The sequence below is a fragment of the Halobacteriovorax vibrionivorans genome (assembly GCF_003346865.1).
In the GTDB taxonomy this organism is placed as follows: Bacteria; Bdellovibrionota; Bacteriovoracia; order Bacteriovoracales; family Bacteriovoracaceae; genus Halobacteriovorax_A; species Halobacteriovorax_A vibrionivorans.
Genome location: NZ_QDKL01000002.1, coordinates 683,604 through 707,810, shown reverse-complemented (window position 1 = coordinate 707,810; position 24,207 = coordinate 683,604). Strand labels below are relative to the sequence as shown.

Below are 24,207 nucleotides of genomic sequence, written 5' to 3'. Positions count from 1 at the left end.
TTAGCTCATCTGTTTAATGAATTGAAAGTATTGCGCTTCGATAGCATCAAACTCAAGTTCTTCTCCTGCATCATTTTTCATAACAGGTGCTTTATTATCAACAACGTCACTAGTATTAATTAGAATCATTTTTACTTCGTCAGTTGATTCTTCGTAATATGGAGCATAGAAGCTCTCAACATCAATACCAGGCTTGATAAAGCCGTGGACCATATTAATTTGTTCGATGACACTTTGTGGACAATGAGAGTAGGTGATCTTGCCAGATAATTCACCTAGCATATTGATCCATTCTCTAATTCCACATGAGTTTATCATTTCAACATTATTAAAGTTGATATGTAACTTCTTATCTTTCAAATCGAGAATAGGCTTTAGATCAGCATCCTCGTCAATTCTTCCTGTTAGATTAACAATGGTTGTGTCATTTTCTGTTTTGACTTCAACACTTAAGTTACTCATAGTTTTATTCCTTTAAATTATATAAGTTTATTGAAGGTATTCTTTTACTAATATCTTTGTATCTTTTGTTCTTCTCAATATAGACATAGAAGTCTGTTGATTCAGGGTTTTGAACAACTTGCAAGCGATCACAATTTTGCAAGATGAAGTATAGTCCTAGTCCTGCTCCACGGCCCTCTTGCCTTGGTTTCTTCTCTTTAGCTGCTCGGTAAAGGGATGAAACAATTGAGGATTTCTTCACTTTAGTATAACTCTTGTAGTGGATAATAATCTTGCAATCATCTTGAGAAAGGCGTATTTCTCCCTTTTTTTGGGTACTTGTCCTATGAAATATATCATTTGTGTAGAACTCGTTGGTAACTAGATTTAGTTTACTTGAGATGCTCTCGTGATAACCTTCGAAGTCAATATCTTGAAGAAGCTGTTGAAGGCTTTTATCAAATCCATCTTCACTTTCAATAGTTACTTTATTTTGCACCTTAGGAGCGATACGACTTTCGAGATTATTTTTTTGTTCATCATTTATAAAGTCCACGACAGATTTAATTTCATCTTTGAGGCTAGGGGAGTTTGCAATAATATGATTTGCACCATTATCAACTAGATATTTTAAGTTAATAAGAGTGTCATAGCGGCTGATAAAAATATCACTGGCCTTTTGAAGTTCATCTCCAATTGCAATATTTTGATTTGGAGAGTGGAGATTGAGATTTTCAATTTCTTCAAATTCTGAATGTTGGATATTTAACTTTATTCCCATAATTACATCACTTTACTTCAAGACAAATTAACGTTAGATCATCATCAAATGAGTCAGACCCTCTGTGGTCGTATACAACAGAAACTATTGTATCACGAATTTCTTTACTTGTGTTTTGTCCATAGGTCATAAGGATCTTAAGAAGTTTTCTAAGTCCCCATTGTTTACCCTCACTATTTTCAGCTTCAGTAATTCCATCCGTCATATAAACAAGAAGCTCACCGGCCTCTAGTTTAATTGTTTCATAAGAGTATGAAGATTCGTTACTTTCACCAAGTCGAGGTCCTTTAGCATCAATTAGTGGAATAATATCTGCTTTAGTGATCTCATTCCTTTTTGGAACTTTTAATACTTCCAAGTGACTGGCGTTTGTATATGAATACTCTCTTGTCTTGGTGTTGTAGACCGAAACAAATGCTGTGAGAAGAATTTTATTATTTGAAAGATCGATGACCTTATTTAAGTACTGGGTGATTTCAGCTGGAGAAATAAGAGATGTCTCTTCTTCTAGTCTTATTTTAATACTATTAAAAGCCGAATTAATGGCCGATGTTAGAAGCGCTGCTGGTAGGCCATGTCCTGTAGCATCTGCAATAATTGTTATGATAAAGTCACCAAATTCATGATGTCCCCACCAGTCACCACCACATTCACTTGCTGGTGCTGCATAAGAGCTTATACGGACAGCGTTGGTTTCAATGTCCTTAGGTGGAAAGAACTCTTCTTGGACAAGTTTTGCAACTTTTACTTCCTCGTCTAAACGGGCCTTCTCCTTCATCTTTTCAATATAGTCTAAAATATCGCGAGACATCTGGTTGAATGAATCACCGAGAGTTCCTAGTTCATCTTTTGTTTTAATTTCTACTGTTGACTCAAAGTCTCCTTGTCCAATACTTAGTGCACGTCTGTAAAGTTTTTCAATAGGCTTTGAAATTGTTCTCGATAATAAGACGATAATAATTGTAGAAAGTGCGATAATGAAAATGGCAAAATATAAAGCTCTTTGAGTTAAAAACTTTGTTACTGAAAGAGCATCTGATTCAGAGATAGTGGAAACAACAGAAAGCTCAAAGGCCTTTGTTTGTGCTGTTGATATAAGGTAGTCATCATTGTTGAATCGAACCTTTTTAACAATATTATTTCCTTTGAATTCATTCTTATCATACTCACTTAGCCCAATAAGATCATTTCCTAGGACTAGTTTTCCATTTTGAAAGACGAGAGTATTATAGGTGCGGTTTTGTGAGAGTAGGTTATTTAAAATATTGGCCTTAATAACTATGGAAGCAAGATTGTCTTTAAACTTTTTAGTGAGAATAACAAATTTTTCATCTTCAAAAGTAAATGATGCAATTGAATCATTCCTTTGATTCTTTGGTATGGCCAATTTGAATTGGTTCTCATCTTTATCAAAGTCGCGATTAATGATGAATTCGCCTTTTTCAAGGTAGGCTAGAATATACTTTGTTTCACTAATTGCTTTTGATTTAAGCTTTTTGTTTTTAATAAGTGATAAGTTTTGAAGATCAGAAGTAATTCGATTAAGAGTATAATTGAATTCTTTTGCTACACTCGTAACGTTAAAGAGCGAGTTCTCGTAGAGATATGCTTTCTTATCTTTTTCAAATAAGTGCGTCGCATACTTTGTCAGAAAAGCAATAACAACAATCAGCAATGCAGTATTTAAAGTAATCAGTTTAAACTTGATCGGAAAGATCGGTTTCTTGCCCATTATTTACCTACGTAGAAGTCTCTTAAATATTTAGATACAATGATATTAACGATTTGCGTCATGCGCAAGAATGAGAAAAGAGTACCAGTATGGAAAGAGGATAGTGGGACGAGTTAATTCACTATTAGATACATTCGTTATCTTAGTATGTATTTGTGTTGCCGCCTTTGCTGGCAATCAAGTTTTTAATACTTCATATTATCCACCGATAATTGGTGGAGAGCGCATTACTTTAGGCCAAGTCTTTGAACTTCGAAATGATGTCCGTCGCAGAAGTTTCGATAATTTCTCATGGCATGATCTTGGAAGTAATGAAGCCTTATATCATAATGACCGAATCTTTACGGACAAGGACTCCACAGCTGAGCTTGAATTTAGTTCTGGAAATCGACTGAAAGTTTCTGAAGAAAGTCTTTTTAAAATTACGCAAGATACTGATGGAATTAATCTTAATATTGAGCAAGGTGTAGTCTTTGCTACATTAAGTAATTCTAGTGAAGCATTTGTTGTAAAAGTAGGTGATCAGATTTATGAAATCAAGTCAGATAGTTCAAAGATTAAGATTTCAACAGATGGTAAGAATAAAGAACTTTCAGTATTAGAAGGACAGGCCAAGGTTCGCCTTGGAAATCGTGAGGAAACAATTGAAAAAGGTGTTCGTGTACTTTTAACGAATGACTCTTATACGGTAAAGAAAAGTTGGCCAAGCGAGTTTACTCCTACTGATGGTAAGCTTTTCTACCTTGTTGAAAATAATCAAGTGAAATTCAATTTCAATGAAGATGTAGAAAAACTACATCTTTCAAAAACTAAGTCTGCATTTGAAAATGGGGAAGTCTTTGACGTAACAAATAATCAAATCGTAATAAAGGACTTAGGGCAGGGGATTTATTACTGGCAGGTTTCCAATGATAAAGAGGTTTCGACTGAGAAGTCATTTGAAATAATATTTGAAGAGATTCCAATATTTGAGAATTTAGAAAATGAATCAAGATTACTTGTTGGGCAAGAAAAGACAATTTATACACAGTCTTTTGATTCAATCGATTTTTTCATTAATGATGAAATTATTGAAGATGTCGATTATGATGATGGCGTTTTAAAAATTAATTTCGATGAAGTTGGCTCTTATAAATTAAGCTATCGTAATAAGTCCATTGAACACCCATTTGCTTTAAAATCAAAAAGTCATTTAATTGAAGTTATTAAGGCACCTGAGAAGATTGTTCTTAAAAGACCGTTTAATGGTGAAGAATATTATTTCTACCAGAAAGATCTCGTTGAGTTTAATTGGGAAACAGCAGATCTTCCTGAGGGACTTGAGACTTATCTCGTTTTAAATGGAAAGAGACACCTAGTGGCCGGTCAGTCTTATAAGATTCCTATTGAAGAAAGTGGCGATTATGAATGGTCCCTAGAGTATTACTTTAATGGCGAAAAAGTATCAGCATCTGATGAGAATGAGTTTAGTGTAACATTTGATAATGATAACTCCGCTCTTGAAAATGGACGAAAGGTAGTCGTTAAAAAGCCAGGAGATATGATTGACCTAACTTGGGCAAATAAAGCTGCTCCAGGAGAGCGCTCTTTTCAGGTAGAGATTTCAAAAGATCGTAGCTTTAAAAATATTGTTCAAGAGATTGAAACAACTGAGGCCAATACAAAATTACTTATTAAAGAGCTTGGTGTTCATTATTGGCGAGTGAAAAATGAGTCTGGAAAATTTGTTCCTCCAGTAAAGATTATAATTGTTCCTCCACCGCCACCGCCAGCACCGAAGATTAAAAAGATAGAAAAGCGTGTTGAGATGAATCAGTTAGGGCCATTTGTTGGAAGAGTTTTGAATTGGCTTATTCCTGTTGCTCATGCAAAAGACGATATTGTACTTAAGTGGGAAGCTGTTAATGATGTAAAAGAATATCGTGTACAAATCCTTGATGGAGATGACATTGTCGTCGATGAGAAGGTGAAAATAAATCGCTATGAATGGAAGGATTATTCAGTTGGACATTTTCAATGGCGTGTATCTGCTATTGATTATTGGAACCAAGAGAGTGAATTCTCGTCTAAAGAAGACTTAATTGTTACAAAGAAGTTTGGTGGTGCTCAAGGCATTAATTTATTATCACCTAGACATGGTAAGAGATTTAAGAAAGACGATGTCATTGAACTTCAATTTGAACAAGTAAGAGGTGATAGGTTCTATATCGAATTCTCTAAAGATCGCTTTTTTAGAAATATTAAAGAAGTTAGTTTGGGGAAGGCGACGTCTTATCGATTTAAAAATCAGCTTGAAGAAAGCTTTTACTGGAGAGTTAAAGCAATAGAAAAAGGTGATGTCATTTACTCAAAGAAACGTCGAATCGATATTAAAAAAGAGATTAAAGAAAATAGAATCTCTAAATCAAAGCCTAAGCTAGAAAAGAGTGAAAGAGATACCCATTGGTTTGTAGGGTTTAGTCCCGAATTATTAACTTACGATATTATTAGTAATTCAAAGAAACTAGAAGTCGATGACATGAATCTAATTTCTATCATTGGTGGTTATAAAACAAAGATTAAGGACTATGATGCTAAGTTTTCTCTCAAGCATTCAAGTGGAGTTGTTTTTGAAGATCTAGCTTTTAATCGTACACGTCTAGGGGCACAAGTATTAAGCCCTTTAAACTCTGTCGCTGGGCTTAAGTATGGAGTCGTCACTCAAGTTGAATATCGAAATGAACTAAGTGTTCTAAGCGACAATTCTATTGAATCAAATGCAGAGTTTTACCTTAACCTCGCTCCATCTCTTAATTACAAAATAGGTAAGGTTTCAGCTGAGCTAAATTACTTTATTCTAAATTATTCTGGCCTAAACTTTGAAGTTTCTTACCAAATAAGTGATATGTATCAGGCATCTTTTAGCTATGAAGACTTTAGCAATAGCGACATCGAATCCAATCAGCAAAGTATGGCCTTTAATCTTCAATACAACTTCTAGGAAATGTAATTTATTGAATGGCCATAATACTGGTCAGTTTATAAGGGCATAAATCTTCATATTTACACCTAAGTAACTGAAATCTAGAAATTCTTAGGCCATTTCAGAACCTCACCGAACAGCCACTTATAATAAGACCAAGTTAAACTTAACTAGTGAGGGCTATTTTGAGGGGTAATAAGAAAAGGCCACATTCACATTTATATTTGTTGAAGACGTTGGTCTTTATACTTGGGATTTCATTTATCACATCTTCTTGTGTACCAGAAAGTCTTGATGACTTAGTTGATGTACCAGGGGCAGATCTACCAACATTACCAAACCTAGATGTTGCCTGCTATCAGGATATTTATGCACCTAAAGAAGAGGATATAACGAGAAATATTGATATTCTTATCATTCCAGATACATCTGGTTCTATTATCGAAGAAAGGGCCGACATTGCTGAGGGATTCGATGCCTTCTTAGATGTTATACCTGCTGCTGCGGATATTAATATTGCAGTTATGCTAGGACACGGTTCAACCTCATCTCATTTTGGAAAACTTTATACAAAAGGTACTGAGCCAACGATTCTATCTAATCGTTCTTTAACAATTGAAGAGATCAAGACTCATTTAAAAACAAAGATGCAAAATCCAGCTGGAGATTATGCAACCGATGGTGGTGAAGCTGGTTTAGCTTCTCTTAATCGTGCTCTTGATGCCGACTATTTTGCAGCAATTCAGGAACAAGGATTCTTTAGGCCAGATGCCGCACTTGTTATTGCCTTTGTTGCTGATGAACAAGATATTTGTGCAATTTATCCAGATGGTGTAACTCCTGTCGCTGACCCACAAGGGGGAGAGGATCGTTCACGTTTAGTTGAATGTTTTGATGGTGAAACTCAAGTTGTAACGCCAAAGAGTGTTTATGATAAATTAAGTGCTCTTTATAATGACCGCCCACTTGTTACTGGTGGAGTAATTTATAATAACGCTTCAACAATGCCATTTGGTGGAGAAAACGAAATTGGTTATGGTTATAAAGAGTTTGTTGAATTCGGTGGTGGCTTCACTGTTGATATGGCAACAGGTGATTATGGTGATGGACTATCAAAGTTAGGTACACTTGCCATGACTCGTATTGATCCTATTAATGACTTTAATTTAAAAGTATCAAATATTGATACTAATACAATTCGTACATTTGTTGATGGTGGAGAGGTTCAGTATTCATATGATGCAGAAACTAATATTGTCTCTTTAAATGATGAGAGAGGACCTTTTTCTACAGCGGCAGTACAATATTGTGAAAAGCCTCTTGTAACAAAACAAGTAATTCAAATCGTTGCTGGTGGTAACCACTCTTGTGCATTATTAGCTTCTGGTGAAGTTAAATGCTGGGGAGATAATACTTATGGCCAATTAGGGCAAGGTAATACAGAAAGAATTGGTGATGATGAATCAATTGATTCGATTGCTCCAATTGATTTAAGTGGAGAAAAAGCTCTTCAGGTCATTGCTGGTAATCTTCACACTTGTGTCTTAACAGAGTCAAATAAAGTTAAGTGTTTTGGAGATAGTGCCTATGGGCAGCTAGGGATGAGCTCTACTGAAAAGTTAGGCGATGATGAGCCTCTGTCTTCTTATGGATATACTGATATTGGTGGAATTGTTAGAAAGCTATATGGTGGAACTTATCATAATTGTGCTCTTCTAACGACTGGTGATGTTCGTTGTTGGGGAATGAATACATTTGGCCAACTTGGCACAGGTGACACTGAAGCGATCGGAGATGATGAACCTGTATCTACTGGTAGTCTAGTCGACTTAGGTGGTAAGGCCATTCAAATGGATATTTCATCGATGAGTTTCCATGCATGTGCAATTCTATCTGGTGGAACATTAAAATGTTGGGGACGTAATTCTCACGGACAACTTGGTCTTGGCCATTTAAATAATGTCTTAACGCCAGTGGAGCCAACATATACTCCAAAAGGAGTTATCGCTGTAACAACGGGAGGGATTCACTCTTGTGCTCTACAGTCTGATTCAACAGTATTTTGTTTTGGTAATAATAACTTTGGGCAACTTGGTTCAAACCCTGGTGAGTCAATTGGTGACGATGAGACAACAGAGTCTCATTCAGCTCTTGATTTAGGTTTTGAAGCCGCCTCAGTTGTTGCTTCAAATACATCAACATGTGCTATCTCTAAAGCTGGAGAAGCTAAGTGTTGGGGTAGTGGTGCAATGGGGAAACTTGGACAACAAGACACTTCTAATATTGTAGATGGACTTGCCCAATTGCCGGCCATTGATCTAGGACTAAGTGTTTCTCAAGTATCTGGTGGTTTCCATCATCACTGTTTCTTATCAACAGATGAAGGTCTTGTGAAATGTATTGGTTATGGGGCCCATGGTCAGCTAGGTAATGCTAATACTGATGATATTGGGGATAATGAGTCTCCAGCTTCAATTAGCTTTCTTAGTCTCTTTGATATTTAATCCAATCATTAAGATTAAAAGTAATAAGGCACCGAGGATCGTTTGATTCTTCGGTGTCATGTCTTCTCTTACGGCACACCCTGGTTCAATTCCTGAAGAAAGTGTTTCTAAACTTGTTGCTCCGTGAGTAATGATTGTAGGACTTGGTGAATATGAGCCACCGACTCCCGTTATTGTTCCATCGAGATCATCGAGTCGAATAATTCCATCTCCACCATCTCCACCTGCTCCAGCAAGGGCACCTCCTGCGGCACCACCTGTTCCACCATTTGCAAGTAGGGCAGAGTTTAGTTCAATATTTAAAGATGATTGTAAGAAGATGACTCCACCTGCTCCTGCACCTGAGCCACCAGATTGGCCGTTTGCTGAACTTGTTCCTGGTTGACCATTTCCACCTCTTACATCAATTTGTGCATTGATATAAATATCACCGCCGGCGGCAAGATGAAGTGCACCACCTCCTGCACCACCTGGTGTTCCACCTGGTTCAGTAAAAGTACCACTACTTTCACAACCATCTCCACCGTTTCCTCCACCGGAGCCACCTCGAATCTGTGTCTCAAGTGAAAGGGCCGAGTCATAAGTTGTGGTTGTTGATCCAGGGGCACTCATTGTATCAAGCCCATCTGTTGGCCCTGATGCCTGACCTACGCCACCATTTCCACCGAGGTTAACGTGTGAGCCTCCGGCACCACCACTTCCTCCGATATCAGCAAAACTAAAACCACCACATACCGCATTTGTAGCATCGCCACCTTCAGCTCCAGCAACAACTCCGCCACCAGCGGCTGCACCACCAGCTGTACCTAAGAGAGTTATTGTATGATCAATGGTCGCATCACCTTGAACCTTAATAATTAGTGGGTTTCCATCAGAGACTGTAATAGCTCCAGTTGTTACTAGAGAGGTACAATTGAATGCTGTTCCCGATACAGTTGATGTAACACTAATTGCACCACCAAGGGAGCAAGCTCCATCAGAACCATCACCAATATCAATTGCGGCGAAAGTACTTGATGAAATTAGTAAGAATATAGGTAGAATAAATCTCTTCATTGAAGAAATTTTAACATATCTTAAGGATTGCTTTAACTGGGAAGGATTGTGTTAGTAATTGCCTTGATAGAAGTTAAAACGGATATTTTCTACTTGTTTACGGCCTTGGTCGTAAGAGAAGAAGCTCTGTTTTTTCACTTGAGAGCGAACTTCAATGCGCTTCTTTGCTCCATTGGCGATAAATTCAAGATGAACATTATCATTAGTAACTTTTAGGTATTCACTATTTCTTTCAATTTTAAAATCACCGATCTTGCGGATAACTTTTTCAATAATATCCATATTTTCTTTAGCGCTGGCCCCTATCATTTTGAACGGCATAATATAATTTGGAGACGAGTCTTTTTCTAAAGAAGAGAGGCAATTTTCAATGGCCGGACAAGTGAAGTTGTCGATACTTGATGACTCTTGAATAATGAATTCTTTTGCACATGAAACTAATAGCAATAAAGTCATCAAGTATTTCATTAGACCAGTCCTTCTTTTTTTATCTTAACTAGAACATATGGTTGAACAATTAAATATTTAAACTCTGTATTATTCTTTTCCCAAAGTTCAATTTGCTCGTCAGTTGGGCGATACATTTGGCCATCAGCCAACCACTTTTTAATATACTCAACTTGATCAGATGCCATTGTGTATCCGACAGCTGGTAGTTCAAGTTCATCATTAATCATAAAGAGGGCCTCTCTTTCATGGTGAGGTTTTAAGATGTCCCATCTTGCGTCATCAATTTCACTTGTCAGTCTTTCTAATAAGTTTTGATTATTCTCATCGCTCATAATGATCTCATTGAATCCTTATCTTCTTTTATTATTGCTAGTAACTTTTCTTCAGTATCAATATAATTAGAAGTATGCACTTTCTTAGCAGCATCGATTAACTCATCTGAAATATCTTCTTGGTCGAGTTCCTTCTTAATTAAAGTAAAATATTCGCGCTCATTCTGATTCTTTCTTTCTTCTTTCTTACGATAGTAAGGTGTAAGTATGAATAAGAAGGCCAAAATGGCGATCATTGACCAAACAATATGATATATCTTCAACTTTTCTCCTCTAGTGTTTTGATGCAAAGTAGATGTACGCCCTTAAATATACTATGTTAGAATTGCCTTGTGAATGATTTAAAAAAACTCATTATATTGTCACAAAATGGTGATCAGGAGGCTTACCGCATCTTTCTTGAGGCCATTTCACATATTGTGAAAAAGATCGTCTCAGTGAAAGTTTTTAACGAGTCTCATCGAGATGATATATGCCAAGAAATACTAATGAGTATTCATCATTCACTACCGACGTACTCACCCGAACGACCGGTGACGCCATGGGTAAATTGTATCATTGAACGAAGAATTATTGACTATATCCGTAAGTACTCAAAATTAAAAGAAAGAGAAGAAGAGTTTCAGGAAGATGTCACAAATCCTCAAGATCTTACGAATACAGGAATAGATAGTATTGAAAAATTGATTATTAACGAACAATTATCAGTACTCATAAACAAGTATTTAACTGAGGAGTTGAAGCGGCCATTGCTCATGGCAAAAATTGAGGGCCATCAAACAAAAGAGGTGGCCGAAACTTTAGGGATCACTGAGTCAGCTGCTAGAACGAGAATATCTCGCGCTATGGCAAAACTTAAGAAAGTCGTAAAGTAGAAGTGGGAATATTATGAATGATAATAAATTAATAAATTCATTAGTTGATGACTTGAAGCCAATTAAACCACTACCGGCTCCATGGATTCGCACTCTTGTTTGGATGGGATCACAAATTATTATTAGTGTCGTAGCGATTTATCTAAGTTCTCCAATTCAGCTAAAGTACATTTCAAATATACAATTTCTTTTGCAGGTCATCGTTGCCAATATTGCTCTGCTTGTAGGGGGCTATCTCGTTTTTGCTAATTCGATACCTGGGCTATTAAGTGAAAAAAAGAACCTTATTTCATTTATCCCGTTCTTACTTTTATTTTTATTACTGGGGATAAATTACTTCTTTCCAACAAACTTTCCAGTAGAGGAACATCATCGTCCACATTGTTTACTGGAGCTTAGTATTTTAATGGTAATAGGCTTTGCGCAGAATTATTATATGCTTAAGAAAGGCTTTATTGCTTTTGAGCGCTCAATGCTAACACTGAGCTTTCTAACAAGTGCTATGATTCCAATTATCATACTTTATTTTGCATGCTCATTTTCAACTGAACACCTCTTAGTATCACATTATCTACCGGTTGCAGTGATAACAGGAGTTGGAGTTTTATTTTTAAAATTTAAGAATAAAAAAATGTAACAAAACAATAAATAATTTCGAACAAGGAATAGAGAATATAATTTTATATTCTAATAAGGAGAAAAAAAATGAATTCAAAAAAATCACTACTAATGGGTGCTGCTGTTGCTGGTCTTATGATTTCTTGTACTGGAACAGAAAAGAAGATGCCTGAGGTATCTGCTAACGAAGTAATGTGTTACGGGGTTAACTCTTGTAAGGGTCAAGGGGCTTGTCACGGAAAAGTTGATGCATGTAATGGGAAGAATGGATGCCAAGCTGAGACTAAGTGTGGTGGTCAAAACTCTTGTAAAGGTAAAGGTTTAATTAAACTGACTAAAGAAGAGTGTGAAGCTAAAGGTGGAAAAGTAGCTCAAAGATAAACTAAGGTTATATTATGCATAAATATGGTGTCGGTCTTAGACATACTCATTTTCCATTCTTAGAAAAAGAAGAGAACTTGAACCACTCCGAAGTCGAGTGGTTCGAGGCCTTATTGGAAAATTATATGGAAACAAAAGGTCGCCCATATAAGATGCTTGAAAAAGTGAGAGCGGATTATCCCATTGCATTTCATGGGGTCTCTCTTTCAATTGCCGCAGATGAAGACCTAAACCTTGATTATATGAAAAAGGCCAAGGAGCTCTATGACCAATTTGAGCCCTTTGTCACAAGTGATCATATGTGTTGGACGGGGCATGCTCATTCAAATCTTCATAACTTACTACCATTTTCATATACACAAGATAATCTCGATCGCATTGCTGATAAGGTGATGAAGGCCCAGGACTTCTATGGAAGAGAGATGACTTTTGAGAATCTCTCGGCGTATTTTACTCTTAAAAATTCAACGATGAGTGAAGCCGAGTTTTTAAATAATCTTGCTAATAAGACAGGTTGTAAAATACTCTTAGACTTCAATAACGTTTACGTGAATGCCATTAACCAAAAGTTTGAAGCGCAAGATTTTTTCGAAACGATTGATTCGAAGAATGTTTCCCAAATTCATCTGGCCGGCTTTTCTGATTTAGGCACTCATCTCTTTGATACTCACTCTCATCCAGTACATCAAGATGTATGGAAATTATTTAAAAAGTATTGTCATAAATTTAATGTACCAATCCTTTTAGAGTGGGATGAAGATATCCCTGATTTTCCAACTCTTGAAAAAGAGCTTTTAAAGTCAAAGGAGATTTATGAACAACAGTAAATTTCAAAATGACTTTTTAAAAGGTGTTATTACAAAGGATATTTCAAAAGATATTCTCGAAGAGATGATACCAATAGGAGAGTTATCGAGTTCTCAAGTGATGGAAGTCTATCAAAATGATTATCGTGCTCGCTTACAGGAAGTCCTAGGTGATAATTACGAAGCTTGTTGGTTTGTTTTAGGTGACGAAGACTTTCTAAGTTATTCATATGAATACGTGGAGGCAAATCCTTCAAGTTTTACCAATCTCCTTCATTATGGGGATGACTTTCCTGAATTTCTCGCAGAGAAGGCCAATGATGTTAGTTTTATAAAGGATCTCGCTGAATTTGAACGTGCCTTTTGGCATCTCTTTCATCAAAAAGATTGCTTACTAAGTTTTGATCCTCAAAAATATGGAGAGGCCATCTTTGAACAAAGGTTAAAGCTAGTTCCTAATTCATATTTCTTATTTGAAAGTGATGTTGAACTTTCACAGCTTTGGCAAATGCGAAAAGGTGACGTTGATAAATCATTCAATGAAATTCAAAATAAAGAATACACTCTTCTCTATAAGAATCATGAGCGTGTCCAAATTCAAATTTTATCAGAAGGACTTTACTTATTACTTAGAAACCTTGAAAAGTCTCAAACAATATTAGAGGCAGTTGAAGGTATTGAAGAAGAGAAGTTAAGTGATCCAGCGATATGGTCAATTTTCTTTGGCTTCATTTCCTATATTAGTAAGATCGAATTGAAATAAATCATTAGCAATATGTATACAATCCTCAGTTACTGGAGATGAGATTATGACTTCTTCTTTTGTGAAGGGATGGATAAATCTAAGCTGATAAGAATGGAGAAAGATTCGATAGAATTTATAATCCTTTCTAAAGATATTATTAATCGAAGAATGTCCGTATTTCGTATCACCTACAAGATTGTGCATTCTTCTTGAAAAGTGTTTTCGAATCTGATGCTGGCGACCTGTGAATATCTCAATATCAACTAAGCTATACTCATCATTTGATGTAAGAGTTTTAAATGAAGTCTTGGCCTCTTGTAGTCCCTTGTCTGTTTTAATGGGGAAGTCATAGACACCTTCAGTCTCAGTAACTCCCTTTACCATTGCAATATAGTGTTTTGAAACATTCTCACTATTCCATTGTTCTTTCATCAGCCGAGTCGCTTCCTTACTCTTTGCAAAGAGAACGACTCCAGATACTGGCTTGTCGAGTCTGTGAATTGGAAAGAGGTAGAGATCGGTCTGCTTCTTGAGTGATCTAAGAAGGCTGCGACGATCCTGGCTTCTCGCCTTAAAAGGATGTACTAGCAGATCACTTGGTTTCGTGGCCGCAATATAGTGCTCATCTTCAAATAGAACTTGGATTTTCTTTTTCACCAAATGTTTATACCAGACTTTAACTAGCTAAGTATACGGATTTAAAAGGATATTATAAGAAATATAAGGTTTTGGCCAAGATGTGACCGATAAGTAAGTTATGAAAATTGTGTCTCTAACGTCATTCTTATTACTTTTTGGCCTGTCTTCATTTGCAAATGAGTCTGGTGTTATTTATCGCCATGAAAAGATACAAATTGAATATGATCGAAATGAAGATAAGTTCATCTTTAAAAATGGAAATTTTTTAAAGGAATACCCACGTTTTCGCTATCGCGATATGATTTTGGAAAAATTCATTCAAGTCCCAAGTGAGGATCGCCAGAAGCTTGAGGAGCGACTTAAGCTGATTAAGAATACATATCGAATGGGGGATGCTGCTCCTGAAGAAGTTCTCTCTTCAGCTCTTTCGGATTTTGAAACCATTAATAATGCTAAAGATTACGATTGTGGAGATTCAAGAATCTCAATCAATGAAGAGAGTCCAGACTTTGTTGTTGATATGGAAATTCCAAAGATTGAATTAAAGAAGGATAGTTTTCTAGGTCTTGGAGAACTTCAATCTGCAGAATTTGAGTTAAACACTAGTAATGATAATCCTCTGCATGGTGCACTAATGTTTGTTGGTGTAACTGAGTATGAAAAGAGGGATACGTTTGAAGGAGATGACCGAGGCTTAACCTTTGGAGCAAAACCTTCGGCCAGGTTCAAATATGAAAATGGAGAGTTATCTATTAGTTACAGTTCTAAAGTCTATACAAAGCTAGTTTCTAAGCCTTGTGGAATAGTTGAAATTGGTGGACTGATGTATCAAAGACATTGTTATCAGAATGAGGACGGTACTTGGAATCAAGAAGCTTTGAATCGAGATGATTTAGATATCAAGGTTTATCGTCGCATTGGTGATGATAAATCTACTTTTGTTGAAGTTGGTGTTGGTATTACAACATTTGATGATAAAGGTCTTGCAGCATCGACTCAAAGAGGATGGCATGAGTTAACTCAAGAAAATGGGACTGTTCAGTATGAGAATGTTGAGCATATGGAACGAGTGATGTCTCCTAAAGCAAATATAAGAATAGGTAAAATCATTGATCTAACAGACCCTGATAACAAAGTCTCCCTTTCTTCTGAGGTTTATACCGGAGGGCAAGTCTCTTATATCGGTGGAAATGAGAACTTTATTTCAATCGGTGGAGATTTAAAAATTAAAATCAACAATGATGACAAGTCGAAGTTTCCAATTGTTGAGACGCGCTTTTATTACGATGCTCAAATAACTCAATTGAATGAAGTTAATGAAAACTATGGAGTCGAGGCGAGAGCAAACCTCTATGAAAGAGATAAGTCGAGAGTGTTTTTTAAAGTTGGAATGGGTGTTGAAGATGATTATTATAATCGTTTATATGAACTTTATGGACAATCTTTTGTCGACGATCGTTTAGACCTTCAGCATTACTTGGGAATCGGCTTTGAACAAAGGTTCTAGGGATCTCTCCCTAAAACCTTGCTTATATTTTTACTTACTTTCTTGATATAAGTGAACATCTCTTTGAGGAAATGGTATTGAAATTCCTTCGCTATCAAAAGTTAATTTAACTTGTTCGTGTAGCTCAAAGTGAACAGTCCAATAATCAGCTGATTTAACCCAAGGTCTAACCGCAAAGTTAATAGAGCTATCTGCAAGTGCTAGGACAGCAACTACTGGTGCAGGATCATCTAGAGTTAGAGGGTGATCATTAACTAATTTATTAAGTATTTCCTTGGCCTTCTTAATGTCGTCATCATAGCCAATCCCAAAAACAAGATCCACTCTTCGCACATCTTCAGCAGAGTAGTTAACAATACTTCCTGATGATAGGCCACCATTTGGAAGGATTACTCGCTTATTATCTGGTGTGTTTAGACTCGTACAAAATAATCCAATCTCTCTAACTTTCCCCGAATAACCTTGGCCTTCGATAAAGTCACCAACTCTAAAGGGCTTAAAGAAAAGGATGAGAACGCCACCAGCAAGATTTCCTAGAGCATCTTTAAGAGACATACCGACAGCAAGACCAGCGGCACCGAGTAGAGCAACAAAGCTTGTCGTCTTAATACCAACCATACCTACGACTGAGATTAAAAGACCTACCTTTAAGGTAATGCTAATGATTGTTACGATAAACTTTCTAATTGAAACATCAACTTTCTTTTTAGTTAAAACCTTTTGGAAAAACTTCTCAATATAGCTTATAAGTTTTAAACCAACGACAAGTACAATGATGACCTTAACAAGGATAAACCCATATTCGGCCATTAGCTTTGTTACCTTTTCAATATTTGCTTCATTTAATAATTCGTTCATCATCTCTCCTAGAACTTTGCAATCAGACTAAGTGTTGTCTTATAGTCATGCTGATCGCGACCTTCTACTGGCTCATTCTCATATTCCCATAGTACAGCTGATTTTAATGTAAATGTTTTATTGATTAGTGTTAGTAGTGATGGTTCCATTTTTACAATATAGTTTTCACTATTTTCTAAACTTGGAATATATTCTACCCAGTACTTTGCTTCAATTCCTTTAGTGTAGATATAGCTAACTTCAGAATATAAACGCAGTTTATGCTCATGATTATCTGGTTCGTCTTGAACAAAGTTTTCGCGAGTATAACGATAACCTGCTTCAATTAAGACCTTTAGTTTCTCTTCATCGACTAATTTATATTGAAGACCAATATCGATGTTATTTCTGGCCCAAAAACCTTTGAATTGATCAGACTCAAAAAAGTCTGCAACAAAGATATCAAGGCGAGAATTTAGGTCGTGATCAAATCTTAAAAGAGCGGTCCAATTATCATCATCTAAAACACCATCGGATTCTCCACGTGAGTATGATCCATTAAGTGTGAACTTATTCTTTGGCCATTTATAAGAATTTCGAGTGGCAAATTCATAAGTCTTATTATTTGTATTTCCACCTGAAGTGATAAATGTCAGCTCATCTTCCGAAGTGAATTGCGCAAATGCGCTCGAAGATAAGATTGTAGAAATTAGAAAAGCGTAAACTATTTTAAACATGTAAAATCCTTTATTTATGTAAGTATTCTATATTTATTTTTATAATCATTGGTCTTAAAACTGTCTAATATAATTAACTCAAATTTACTTTGACCTAACCCTATACAATGTGATGCAGGGTAGTTAATGAGTTAACTTTGTTTTTAACTTCCAAAATACGATGAAAACTGCCAAGTATCTCTGTGTTTAGATAACCATTATTTGTCAGTGATGATTGCCTTGATGAAATATCAGATAGTTAAGTAGTTAACTAAAAAAGTCTATTAAATGAATCAAACATGAGGGCAAAATGGGTCTTCATTTGTAGTAAATGCTTTAACCAATTAAAATCAAATTAGTTGATAAGACGGAGATAGTTTTAATGGAGTTGATCGAGCCATTTTTGAATGCGTTGCTAGAAGTATTTAAGAAGCAGTTAAATATTCCTCTACTAGCTGGAGAGGTAAATCCAAATATTGAGTTTTCTGAGGCATTGGAAATTGTAGGTCTTATAACGATAAAGAGCGAAAGGATAACAGGGGAATTAGCAATCTGCTTTCCTAAAAACAGCTACCTAGCAATTTATAACCATATGTTCTCTGAACAAAGAAGCGAGATTTCAGATGATATCTGTGATTCTGCTGGTGAGTTCGTAAATATGGTATTAGGACAAGCTAAGGCCGATATCAATAAGATCACAGGCTTAACAGTTGAAAGAGCAACTCCTGAAGTCATATGTGGTGAGAAGGTTGATGAAAGTCGAATTACAGGGCCTCGTACAGTGACGATTCCATTTCAATTACCTGGCGAAATGAATGAGAAGAAATTCTATATGAGTCTTACCATTGATGAATAATTACTTTCTTTGAATTAAATAAAGTCCATCTCTTATTGGAAGCATTGTTTTAAAAAGATCATCTCGAGATTCAACGTAGTCATTGAACTCAGCGATTGCATTTACTGACTTATCCTCACTTGGCATATCATCAGTTGCAACACGTCCTGCTCGTAAAACATTATCAACCACGATAACGCCCTTTGTAGAAAGTAGCTTAAGAGCAAATTCAAGATAATTCTTATAGCTTCCTTTATCTGCATCGATAAAAACTAAATCAAAGCTTTGATCAGTTAAACTTTCTAGCACCTGGTTTGCATCACCAAATAAAGCTTCAATTTTTTTACCATGTGGACTTTTATCCCAATAAGATTTTGCAAAAGTATTTATTTTTTTATTCTTATCAATAGTTATCACTTTACCGTCTTCTGGTAAGAACTCGGCCATCGAAAGAGCTGAGTAACCAGTAAAAGTACCAATATCAAGAATGTTCTTATATTCATTAAGGTTAATGAAGAAGCCCAAAAGTGAAGCAACCAATTCACCAGAGATCATGTGGCCAAGAGGATGCTTATCCTTTGTATAATCTCCAAGTTGAACACATAGCTCACTTGGAGTATTTGATTTCTTTAAGCAATATTCTTCAACTAATTCTAAATTTTCCATTGAAACTCGATTAATTTATTACCACTGATCTCATCGCACACGCTTGTTAATTCTTTTGAGAGAAATAACATTGAGATATAGGCATTGTATTTAATGATATATTTAAATCCAGGTGAAAGGTAGCGATCAAGACTCTCTTTGAGCTCCAAACACTTAGGTATTTGTGTCATATAAGACTTTTCAAACTTAAGTTGCTTTTGCCCTTTTTGTCTAGGGGAATTTAATATACTAAGTTACATAAAATTCACAGCTTAGATCCTAATCTCTCTTTGTTTACTTTTTCTTATTTGGTTGTTTATTAGAAAAATTAGAGAATTTTAAATATCAATCGGTATAGTGAGTATGAAAATATTAATAATTAACAAAATAACCCGATGTTTTTACTAAAGTTTTGTGCCAATAAACCGATAAGATGCTTTGATGGAGCAGTTTTTAAATAATTTCCTTTTGGGGTCTTCAATTCTTTTACTACTAAGCGTGGTTTTGAGTAAGTCCTCAAGTCGATTTGGTCTACCTGTTCTAATCCTCTTTCTTATTATTGGAATGCTTGCTGGTTCAGATGGAATCGGAGGCATCAATTTTAGCAATTTTGAACTAACTCATTCATTAAGTCTTGTTGCTCTTTGTTTAATAATTTTCACTGGTGGATTTGAAACTCCATTTAATAAAATAAAGCGCGACTTTGGTCGCGGTGTGGCCTTGTCCTCTCTTGGGGTTGTCTTTACAACACTCTTAGTTGGTGGCTTCACTCATCTTATCACTGATATTGGAATATTAGAGTCGCTTCTTATCGGTGCCATTCTATCAGCAACCGATGCAGCTGCAGTCTTTTCAGCTTTTAAAGATCCAAATACCCAAGTAGGTGATGTTAAAAATATTTTAAGATTTGAATCAGGAAGTAACGACCCGATGGCCTACTTTCTTGTTTCCGTTCTTCTGGGCTTTATTGAGCAGGGGATTGGAGATGTAAAGGATACCGCCTTTCTTCTTTTTTCAAATCCGGCCATTGGACTTGCTGGTGGATGGGTTATTGCTCGTGCATTTATCCTAATTAATAATGTAATAAAACTAGACTACAATGGCCTATACCCTCCATTAACAATAGCTGCTCTCTTCTTAGGTTATTCTGTAACTACAAAGCTAGGTGGAAATGGTTTCTTGGCCGTCTATGTATTTGGGATGATTATTGGAAACAAGAAGATCCTACATAAAAACTTACTAACACTCTTCTTTGATGGAATGACTTGGCTATCACAAATCGGACTATTTGTTATGCTTGGACTTCTCGTATTTCCAAGCCGACTACCAAGTATTGCTCCAACTGGTTTGTTAATTGCTGTCTTCCTAACTTTTGCGGCCAGGCCAATTAGTGTATTTCTTTGTCTTGTAAAAAGTCGTTTTAACTTAAATGAAAAGATCTTTGTTTCATGGGCAGGACTTAAGGGTGCAACGCCAATTGTTTTTGCAAGCTTTGCGGCAACTCACATGGGGGAGCGTGCTCACACTATTTTTGATATTGTTTTCTTCGTTGTTATTATTTCTGCCTTAATTCAAGGCTCAACGTTGAAGATAATGGCAAGAAAGCTTGGGCTTATCGTTGAGCAAGAAGATGAAGCGAATTTCCCTGTGGACTTAGAGCTACTTGAGCAAACAAAGCACGGTATCGTTCAACTTGAAATTAGAGAGACTGACTTTGCTGTTGATAATCGTGTTGTTGATCTTGGTCTACCAACTGGCTCAGTTGTACTCTTCATTAAGAGGCATGGCGCTTTTATTATTCCAGATGGTGCCACTGTATTTGAAAAAGGGGATAAAATTCTTTTAGTAACTAAACTAAAAGAAGAATTAGAAAAAGCTCAAGAGTGTTTTATAAAAAAAAAGATTGAAGATTTGATTGAAGAAGTTGATGATACGGAGGAATTAAAAGTGGCCTAAACTTAGTTAAGTCACGAACTAAAGGATATTTGTGGAAGGAAGAGATCTTACACAAGGATCTGTCATCAAATCTTTATTTAAGTTGTCAGTTCCAATTGTTATGGCAAATTTTTTACAAACGGCCTATCAGTTGACTGATACATTTTGGGTGGGTCGCTTAGGGACAAATGCTATAGCCTCACTTTCACTTTCATTTCCAATTTTATTTCTATTAATTTCTATGGGAGCAGGCTTTGCTGTTAGTGGAACGATTTTAGTTGCTCAGTACACAGGCCAAAGAAATACACCGATGGTTTCTAAGGTATGTCTTCATACCTTAATTATTATACTCGCTACATCAGCTCTACTTGCTGGGATTGCTTATGCAGTTATTCCTTATGTTATTGAGGCGATGACACCAACGGTAGAGATTCAAAAGATTACAACATCATATCTTAGAATATCATTCATAGGTCTTATATTTAGTTATCTTTATATGATGTTCCAGTCTCTTTATCGTGGTGTTGGAGATGTGAAGACTCCTTTTTATATTGTTCTCTTCTCTGTCATCTTAAACTTTATAATTGATCCGATTTTAATTATGGGATGGGGCCCCGTTCCTGCATATGGTGTTGATGGAGCTGCTTTTGCAACTATTTGCACGCAGGGGCTTTCTGCTATTATCGCCTTATATCTTTTAGCAAAAGGAAAAGGTGGAATAAAAATTAATTTTAAAAAGATTGATTTTGATTTCACTCTTGCTAAGAAAATTATTAATCTAGGTTTCCCTGCTTCTGCTGAACAATCTTCACGTGCACTGGCCATGACAATTATGACTTTCCTTATCGCTACTTTTGGAGATGTCGTTCTCGCTGCATATGGAATTGGAATTCGTGTATTAACTTTAATGATTATTCCTAGTCTTGGCTTTGCCATGGCAACATCAACTTTAGTAGGACAAAATATTGGAGCAGGAAAGATAGAGAGAACAAAAGAAGTTACCAGTAAAGCATTATGGGTCATCTTTATTGTTCTAACCATTGCTGGAATTGGATTCTTTATCTTTGCAGAGCAAACATTGCAAATCTTTGTCCCTGGAGAATTTGCCGTCATTAAAGAAGGCGCAGTATTTATTCGCGTTATAGCTCTAACTTTTGGACTCATAGGTGTTCAACAAGTATGTTCCGGTGCCATGAGAGGTGGGGGAAGTCCAATGATCTCGATGATGGTGGCCATCATTTCATTATGGGTAATCAGATTTCCTGTTGCTTATCTTCTTTCAAAACATACTCAATTAGCTCAAGTTGGAATTTATTTCTCATTTGTCGTTGGAAATATTCTAGGTGCGGCAATGGCAATTACAATTATCAAGAAGAATAGATGGATAAAGAACCTAACTGATGTCTTTACACCTCAAGAAAATAAGGTGATGGAAGAGGTTATTAAAGACGATATAGGCTATGAGTAGTCCTTTAAACGTCAACATTCTTTATTAAGTTTCGATCATTTCCTCCGATAAGGAATCTAGGGGGAGATGTGAGGTTATTCTTATTTTCAATGTTATTCATGCAATTATCGATACTTGCAGAAGAGGTTATTCCAACTTCTTACGAGTCAGATCCAGAAATTAGCATTGAATGTGCCCCAAAAGATGTCTTACCAGAGATTCAAATTATTCTTGATGCAATTGATGATGTTTTTGAAGTCACAGATAATATTTATCGTGGAGAAGAATGTAATTTCTTTGAGGACTTTAGAGACCAAGGTGTTCCTGAAGATGCACTAAAGCAAGCTCTACTTTATTATCGAGATCATAAAAATACTTTTAAAAATAAGAATTATATTTCAATTGCAGACTATTCACAAAGCTCTACTCAAAAGCGCTTCTTTCTGTTGAATATGAAAACAGGAGAAGTGGAATATAAGAAAGTTTCTCATGGTAGTGGCTCACTTGGTGGCGTGAAGTATAGTGACGCTACAATCAAAGATGGAAAAGTAATAAAGTCTTCTAATCATAATGGGATGATGAGACGTTGTCGTATCCCTCAAAACTCACGAACAAGACAAAAGCATGACCAATGGGCAATGACACGTCCTGGCTTTTTTAAAACTGCAAACTTCTATATGTCTGCTTCTCATGACGAAAGGGTTAAGGGTCAAAGAGGTTGGCCAACTTTTAGTGTGAATGGGCGAAACTATAATGGCATGAGAATGGAAGGGCTCGTTGATGGAGTTAATGATAAGGCCATGTCACAAGGTGTTGTTATGCATGAAGCTTATTATAATCGAGGAAAGGTTATGGGGCGAAGCTTTGGATGTCCTGCCTTTGTTCCAGGTGAAGGTCGTGATGTAATGGAGAAAATTAGTAATGGCTCCCTCTATTACTCATACGTACCAATAGAGGGATGCCGAGAAGATCATAAGAAAGTTCTGGCCGAAGTTGAAGGCTGGCAACAGATGTGTAATTAGCCTTTATTAACGTCCAAAGAATTTCCAAACTCAAGTGTTCTAATAGGAAATGGGATAGTAATTCCATTTTCATCATAAAACTTCTTAATAGTTTTTACAGCTTCATGACGTGCCTGAAAATATGCATTTCCATTATTGTAGTGAACCCAAACTCTAGCACTTAAATTAATTGAACTATCGCCAAATTCTTCAAAGAAGACTTCAACCGGAATATCATCAATACGGCCATTGATTGAAGATAGGGCATCTTTTGTAACTTGCTCGACCTTATCGAGATCATCGCGATATGAAACACCAACAGCTAGATCAACTCGTCTTCTTGGTGTACTTGTGTAATTGATAAAAGGCTTAGTGAACATATCTTTATTAGGAATAAAGACCTCAAGGCCTTGGAAAGTTGTTACACATGTAATTCTAAATTCTATATTTGTAACTTGTCCGATAATAGTATCGATTTCAATGATATCTCCTAATTGATAAGGTTCGCGGTAAGCGATAAGAAGACCTGCTACGAAGTTTGCAGCAATCTCTTGAAAGGCAAAACCAAGAGCAATACCAATAACCCCAGCACCGGCAAGAATTGAAGTAACAGTCTTTTCAAGCCCCATTATTTCAAGAGCTGTAAAGACACCAATTAAAATGACAACGATATTTACAATTGAACTTACCAAGTTATTTACAGATCTCTTATAAGAAATTTTTGGAAGTACTTTATTAACTCCCTTTCGAATCACTCCCCCTAGATAGAAGAAGAAAATAAGAACGACAAAGGCAACAACAAGATTGGGAATGTTTTTGATAACGGCTTCATACCAAAGAGAAAGCTTCTCTGTTAGAAGTGAAATCATTTTTTCGTGATTAAACAAATTAAACTCCATTTTAATTTATATCTTAATGATAACGATAAAATTATGAAAAATAAAAAATCATTCTCATAATTT

At 36.1% G+C, this 24,207-nt stretch carries 25 protein-coding genes; 12 read left to right on the top strand and 13 right to left on the bottom strand.

Annotated features, from left to right (window positions below):
• From DAY19_RS09280 to DAY19_RS09270, 3 genes are read right to left on the bottom strand one after another with little or no spacing between them, the layout of a single operon-like run.
• Positions 1-462: an STAS domain-containing protein gene (locus DAY19_RS09280; RefSeq protein WP_115361683.1), complete on the bottom strand. Its 462-nt coding sequence runs from the start codon at positions 460-462 to the stop codon at positions 1-3.
• Between the two features lie 4 nt (positions 463-466).
• The gene (locus DAY19_RS09275; protein WP_115361681.1) at positions 467-1,222 is read right to left on the bottom strand and encodes a hypothetical protein; all 756 of its coding nucleotides are present in this window, start codon (positions 1,220-1,222) and stop codon (positions 467-469) included.
• A gap of 7 nt (positions 1,223-1,229) precedes the next feature.
• The gene (locus DAY19_RS09270) at positions 1,230-2,954 is read right to left on the bottom strand and encodes a SpoIIE family protein phosphatase (RefSeq protein ID WP_115361679.1); all 1,725 of its coding nucleotides are present in this window, start codon (positions 2,952-2,954) and stop codon (positions 1,230-1,232) included.
• A gap of 70 nt (positions 2,955-3,024) precedes the next feature.
• Here DAY19_RS09270 and DAY19_RS09265 point away from each other — a divergent pair, with 70 nt between their 5' ends.
• Complete coding sequence (locus DAY19_RS09265) at positions 3,025-5,934, top strand: FecR domain-containing protein (RefSeq protein WP_115361676.1); 2,910 nt, start codon at positions 3,025-3,027, stop codon at positions 5,932-5,934.
• 209 nt (positions 5,935-6,143) lie between these two features.
• Positions 6,144-8,420, top strand: coding sequence for an RCC1 domain-containing protein (locus tag DAY19_RS09260; protein ID WP_115361674.1), 2,277 nt, complete (start codon positions 6,144-6,146; stop codon positions 8,418-8,420).
• Here the strand turns inward: DAY19_RS09260 and DAY19_RS09255 are convergent.
• The 4 genes from DAY19_RS09255 to DAY19_RS09240 are packed head-to-tail and all read right to left on the bottom strand — an operon-like array spanning position 8,388 to position 10,521.
• The gene (locus DAY19_RS09255; protein WP_115361673.1) at positions 8,388-9,476 is read right to left on the bottom strand and encodes a hypothetical protein; all 1,089 of its coding nucleotides are present in this window, start codon (positions 9,474-9,476) and stop codon (positions 8,388-8,390) included. The two genes, DAY19_RS09260 and DAY19_RS09255, sit on opposite strands and share 33 nt — an antisense overlap.
• A gap of 51 nt (positions 9,477-9,527) precedes the next feature.
• Complete coding sequence (locus DAY19_RS09250) at positions 9,528-9,944, bottom strand: DUF1499 domain-containing protein (protein WP_115361670.1); 417 nt, start codon at positions 9,942-9,944, stop codon at positions 9,528-9,530.
• Positions 9,944-10,258, bottom strand: a complete 315-nt coding sequence (locus DAY19_RS09245) for a DUF2288 domain-containing protein (RefSeq protein WP_115361668.1) — start codon at positions 10,256-10,258, stop codon at positions 9,944-9,946. The genes DAY19_RS09250 and DAY19_RS09245 overlap by 1 nt, the downstream gene beginning before the upstream one ends.
• Positions 10,255-10,521: a hypothetical protein gene (locus DAY19_RS09240; RefSeq protein WP_115361666.1), complete on the bottom strand. Its 267-nt coding sequence runs from the start codon at positions 10,519-10,521 to the stop codon at positions 10,255-10,257. Before DAY19_RS09240 ends, DAY19_RS09245 begins: the two co-directional genes overlap by 4 nt.
• Positions 10,522-10,590: 69 nt before the next feature.
• Here DAY19_RS09240 and DAY19_RS09235 point away from each other — a divergent pair, with 69 nt between their 5' ends.
• The 5 genes from DAY19_RS09235 to DAY19_RS09215 all read left to right on the top strand — a co-directional run bounded on the left by DAY19_RS09235 (position 10,591) and on the right by DAY19_RS09215 (position 13,701).
• A complete protein-coding gene (locus tag DAY19_RS09235) occupies positions 10,591-11,133 on the top strand; it encodes an RNA polymerase sigma factor (protein ID WP_115361664.1) in 543 nt (180 codons plus the stop codon).
• 13 nt (positions 11,134-11,146) lie between these two features.
• Positions 11,147-11,770 (top strand): NrsF family protein, encoded by a 624-nt coding sequence (locus DAY19_RS09230; RefSeq protein ID WP_115361661.1) that lies wholly within the window; start codon positions 11,147-11,149, stop codon positions 11,768-11,770.
• 68 nt (positions 11,771-11,838) lie between these two features.
• Positions 11,839-12,132: a hypothetical protein gene (locus DAY19_RS09225; RefSeq protein WP_115361659.1), complete on the top strand. Its 294-nt coding sequence runs from the start codon at positions 11,839-11,841 to the stop codon at positions 12,130-12,132.
• Positions 12,133-12,146: 14 nt separating this feature from the next.
• On the top strand, positions 12,147-12,959 hold the full coding sequence (locus tag DAY19_RS09220; protein WP_115361657.1) for a DUF692 domain-containing protein: 813 nt from the start codon (positions 12,147-12,149) through the stop codon (positions 12,957-12,959).
• The gene (locus DAY19_RS09215) at positions 12,946-13,701 is read left to right on the top strand and encodes an HvfC/BufC N-terminal domain-containing protein (protein WP_115361655.1); all 756 of its coding nucleotides are present in this window, start codon (positions 12,946-12,948) and stop codon (positions 13,699-13,701) included. The genes DAY19_RS09220 and DAY19_RS09215 overlap by 14 nt, the downstream gene beginning before the upstream one ends.
• Here the strand turns inward: DAY19_RS09215 and DAY19_RS09210 are convergent.
• Positions 13,651-14,340, bottom strand: coding sequence for an RluA family pseudouridine synthase (locus DAY19_RS09210; protein ID WP_158536862.1), 690 nt, complete (start codon positions 14,338-14,340; stop codon positions 13,651-13,653). The two genes, DAY19_RS09215 and DAY19_RS09210, sit on opposite strands and share 51 nt — an antisense overlap.
• A gap of 100 nt (positions 14,341-14,440) precedes the next feature.
• Here DAY19_RS09210 and DAY19_RS09205 point away from each other — a divergent pair, with 100 nt between their 5' ends.
• Complete coding sequence (locus tag DAY19_RS09205) at positions 14,441-15,829, top strand: hypothetical protein (protein ID WP_115361651.1); 1,389 nt, start codon at positions 14,441-14,443, stop codon at positions 15,827-15,829.
• 30 nt (positions 15,830-15,859) lie between these two features.
• Here the strand turns inward: DAY19_RS09205 and DAY19_RS09200 are convergent, their stop codons facing one another.
• Positions 15,860-16,687, bottom strand: a complete 828-nt coding sequence (locus tag DAY19_RS09200; RefSeq protein ID WP_115361649.1) for a mechanosensitive ion channel family protein — start codon at positions 16,685-16,687, stop codon at positions 15,860-15,862.
• A gap of 8 nt (positions 16,688-16,695) precedes the next feature.
• Positions 16,696-17,403: a DUF481 domain-containing protein gene (locus tag DAY19_RS09195; protein WP_115361647.1), complete on the bottom strand. Its 708-nt coding sequence runs from the start codon at positions 17,401-17,403 to the stop codon at positions 16,696-16,698.
• Positions 17,404-17,764: 361 nt separating this feature from the next.
• On the opposite strand from DAY19_RS09195, the gene DAY19_RS09190 reads away from it, so the two are divergent.
• Entirely contained in the window at positions 17,765-18,238 is a 474-nt protein-coding gene (locus tag DAY19_RS09190) for a chemotaxis protein CheX (protein ID WP_115361645.1), read from the top strand.
• On the opposite strand, the gene DAY19_RS09185 is transcribed toward DAY19_RS09190, so the two are convergent.
• Positions 18,239-18,883 carry an O-methyltransferase gene (locus DAY19_RS09185; RefSeq protein WP_115361643.1) on the bottom strand — a complete coding sequence of 215 codons (645 nt, stop codon included), beginning with the start codon at positions 18,881-18,883 and terminating at the stop codon, positions 18,239-18,241. It abuts the gene before it with no gap.
• Positions 18,871-19,053 (bottom strand): hypothetical protein, encoded by a 183-nt coding sequence (locus tag DAY19_RS09180; RefSeq protein ID WP_115361641.1) that lies wholly within the window; start codon positions 19,051-19,053, stop codon positions 18,871-18,873. The genes DAY19_RS09185 and DAY19_RS09180 overlap by 13 nt, the downstream gene beginning before the upstream one ends.
• A gap of 250 nt (positions 19,054-19,303) precedes the next feature.
• Here DAY19_RS09180 and DAY19_RS09175 point away from each other — a divergent pair, with 250 nt between their 5' ends.
• From DAY19_RS09175 to DAY19_RS09165, 3 genes are all read left to right on the top strand, one after another.
• Positions 19,304-20,818 (top strand): potassium/proton antiporter, encoded by a 1,515-nt coding sequence (locus DAY19_RS09175; RefSeq protein WP_115361639.1) that lies wholly within the window; start codon positions 19,304-19,306, stop codon positions 20,816-20,818.
• Positions 20,819-20,849: 31 nt separating this feature from the next.
• Entirely contained in the window at positions 20,850-22,265 is a 1,416-nt protein-coding gene (locus tag DAY19_RS09170) for an MATE family efflux transporter (protein ID WP_115361637.1), read from the top strand.
• A 68-nt stretch (positions 22,266-22,333) separates the two neighbouring features.
• Complete coding sequence (locus DAY19_RS09165; RefSeq protein WP_133296930.1) at positions 22,334-23,266, top strand: murein L,D-transpeptidase catalytic domain-containing protein; 933 nt, start codon at positions 22,334-22,336, stop codon at positions 23,264-23,266.
• Here DAY19_RS09165 and DAY19_RS09160 read toward each other — a convergent pair.
• Entirely contained in the window at positions 23,263-24,132 is an 870-nt protein-coding gene (locus DAY19_RS09160; protein ID WP_158536861.1) for a mechanosensitive ion channel family protein, read from the bottom strand. The genes DAY19_RS09165 and DAY19_RS09160 overlap by 4 nt on opposite strands.
• Positions 24,133-24,207 lie beyond the last annotated feature (75 nt).

Coding starts and splice junctions, on each gene's coding strand:
- DAY19_RS09180 (WP_115361641.1), bottom strand. CDS start 19,053: ATGACACAAATACCTAAGTGTTTGGAGCTCAAAGAGAGTCTTGATCGC.
- DAY19_RS09220 (WP_115361657.1), top strand. CDS start 12,147: ATGCATAAATATGGTGTCGGTCTTAGACATACTCATTTTCCATTCTTA.
- DAY19_RS09190 (WP_115361645.1), top strand. CDS start 17,765: ATGGAGTTGATCGAGCCATTTTTGAATGCGTTGCTAGAAGTATTTAAG.
- DAY19_RS09225 (WP_115361659.1), top strand. CDS start 11,839: ATGAATTCAAAAAAATCACTACTAATGGGTGCTGCTGTTGCTGGTCTT.
- DAY19_RS09200 (WP_115361649.1), bottom strand. CDS start 16,687: ATGAACGAATTATTAAATGAAGCAAATATTGAAAAGGTAACAAAGCTA.
- DAY19_RS09250 (WP_115361670.1), bottom strand. CDS start 9,944: ATGAAATACTTGATGACTTTATTGCTATTAGTTTCATGTGCAAAAGAA.
- DAY19_RS09245 (WP_115361668.1), bottom strand. CDS start 10,258: ATGAGCGATGAGAATAATCAAAACTTATTAGAAAGACTGACAAGTGAA.
- DAY19_RS09215 (WP_115361655.1), top strand. CDS start 12,946: ATGAACAACAGTAAATTTCAAAATGACTTTTTAAAAGGTGTTATTACA.
- DAY19_RS09265 (WP_115361676.1), top strand. CDS start 3,025: ATGAGAAAAGAGTACCAGTATGGAAAGAGGATAGTGGGACGAGTTAAT.
- DAY19_RS09275 (WP_115361681.1), bottom strand. CDS start 1,222: ATGGGAATAAAGTTAAATATCCAACATTCAGAATTTGAAGAAATTGAA.
- DAY19_RS09270 (WP_115361679.1), bottom strand. CDS start 2,954: ATGGGCAAGAAACCGATCTTTCCGATCAAGTTTAAACTGATTACTTTA.
- DAY19_RS09280 (WP_115361683.1), bottom strand. CDS start 462: ATGAGTAACTTAAGTGTTGAAGTCAAAACAGAAAATGACACAACCATT.
- DAY19_RS09175 (WP_115361639.1), top strand. CDS start 19,304: ATGGAGCAGTTTTTAAATAATTTCCTTTTGGGGTCTTCAATTCTTTTA.
- DAY19_RS09230 (WP_115361661.1), top strand. CDS start 11,147: ATGAATGATAATAAATTAATAAATTCATTAGTTGATGACTTGAAGCCA.
- DAY19_RS09255 (WP_115361673.1), bottom strand. CDS start 9,476: ATGAAGAGATTTATTCTACCTATATTCTTACTAATTTCATCAAGTACT.
- DAY19_RS09205 (WP_115361651.1), top strand. CDS start 14,441: ATGAAAATTGTGTCTCTAACGTCATTCTTATTACTTTTTGGCCTGTCT.
- DAY19_RS09185 (WP_115361643.1), bottom strand. CDS start 18,883: ATGGAAAATTTAGAATTAGTTGAAGAATATTGCTTAAAGAAATCAAAT.
- DAY19_RS09195 (WP_115361647.1), bottom strand. CDS start 17,403: ATGTTTAAAATAGTTTACGCTTTTCTAATTTCTACAATCTTATCTTCG.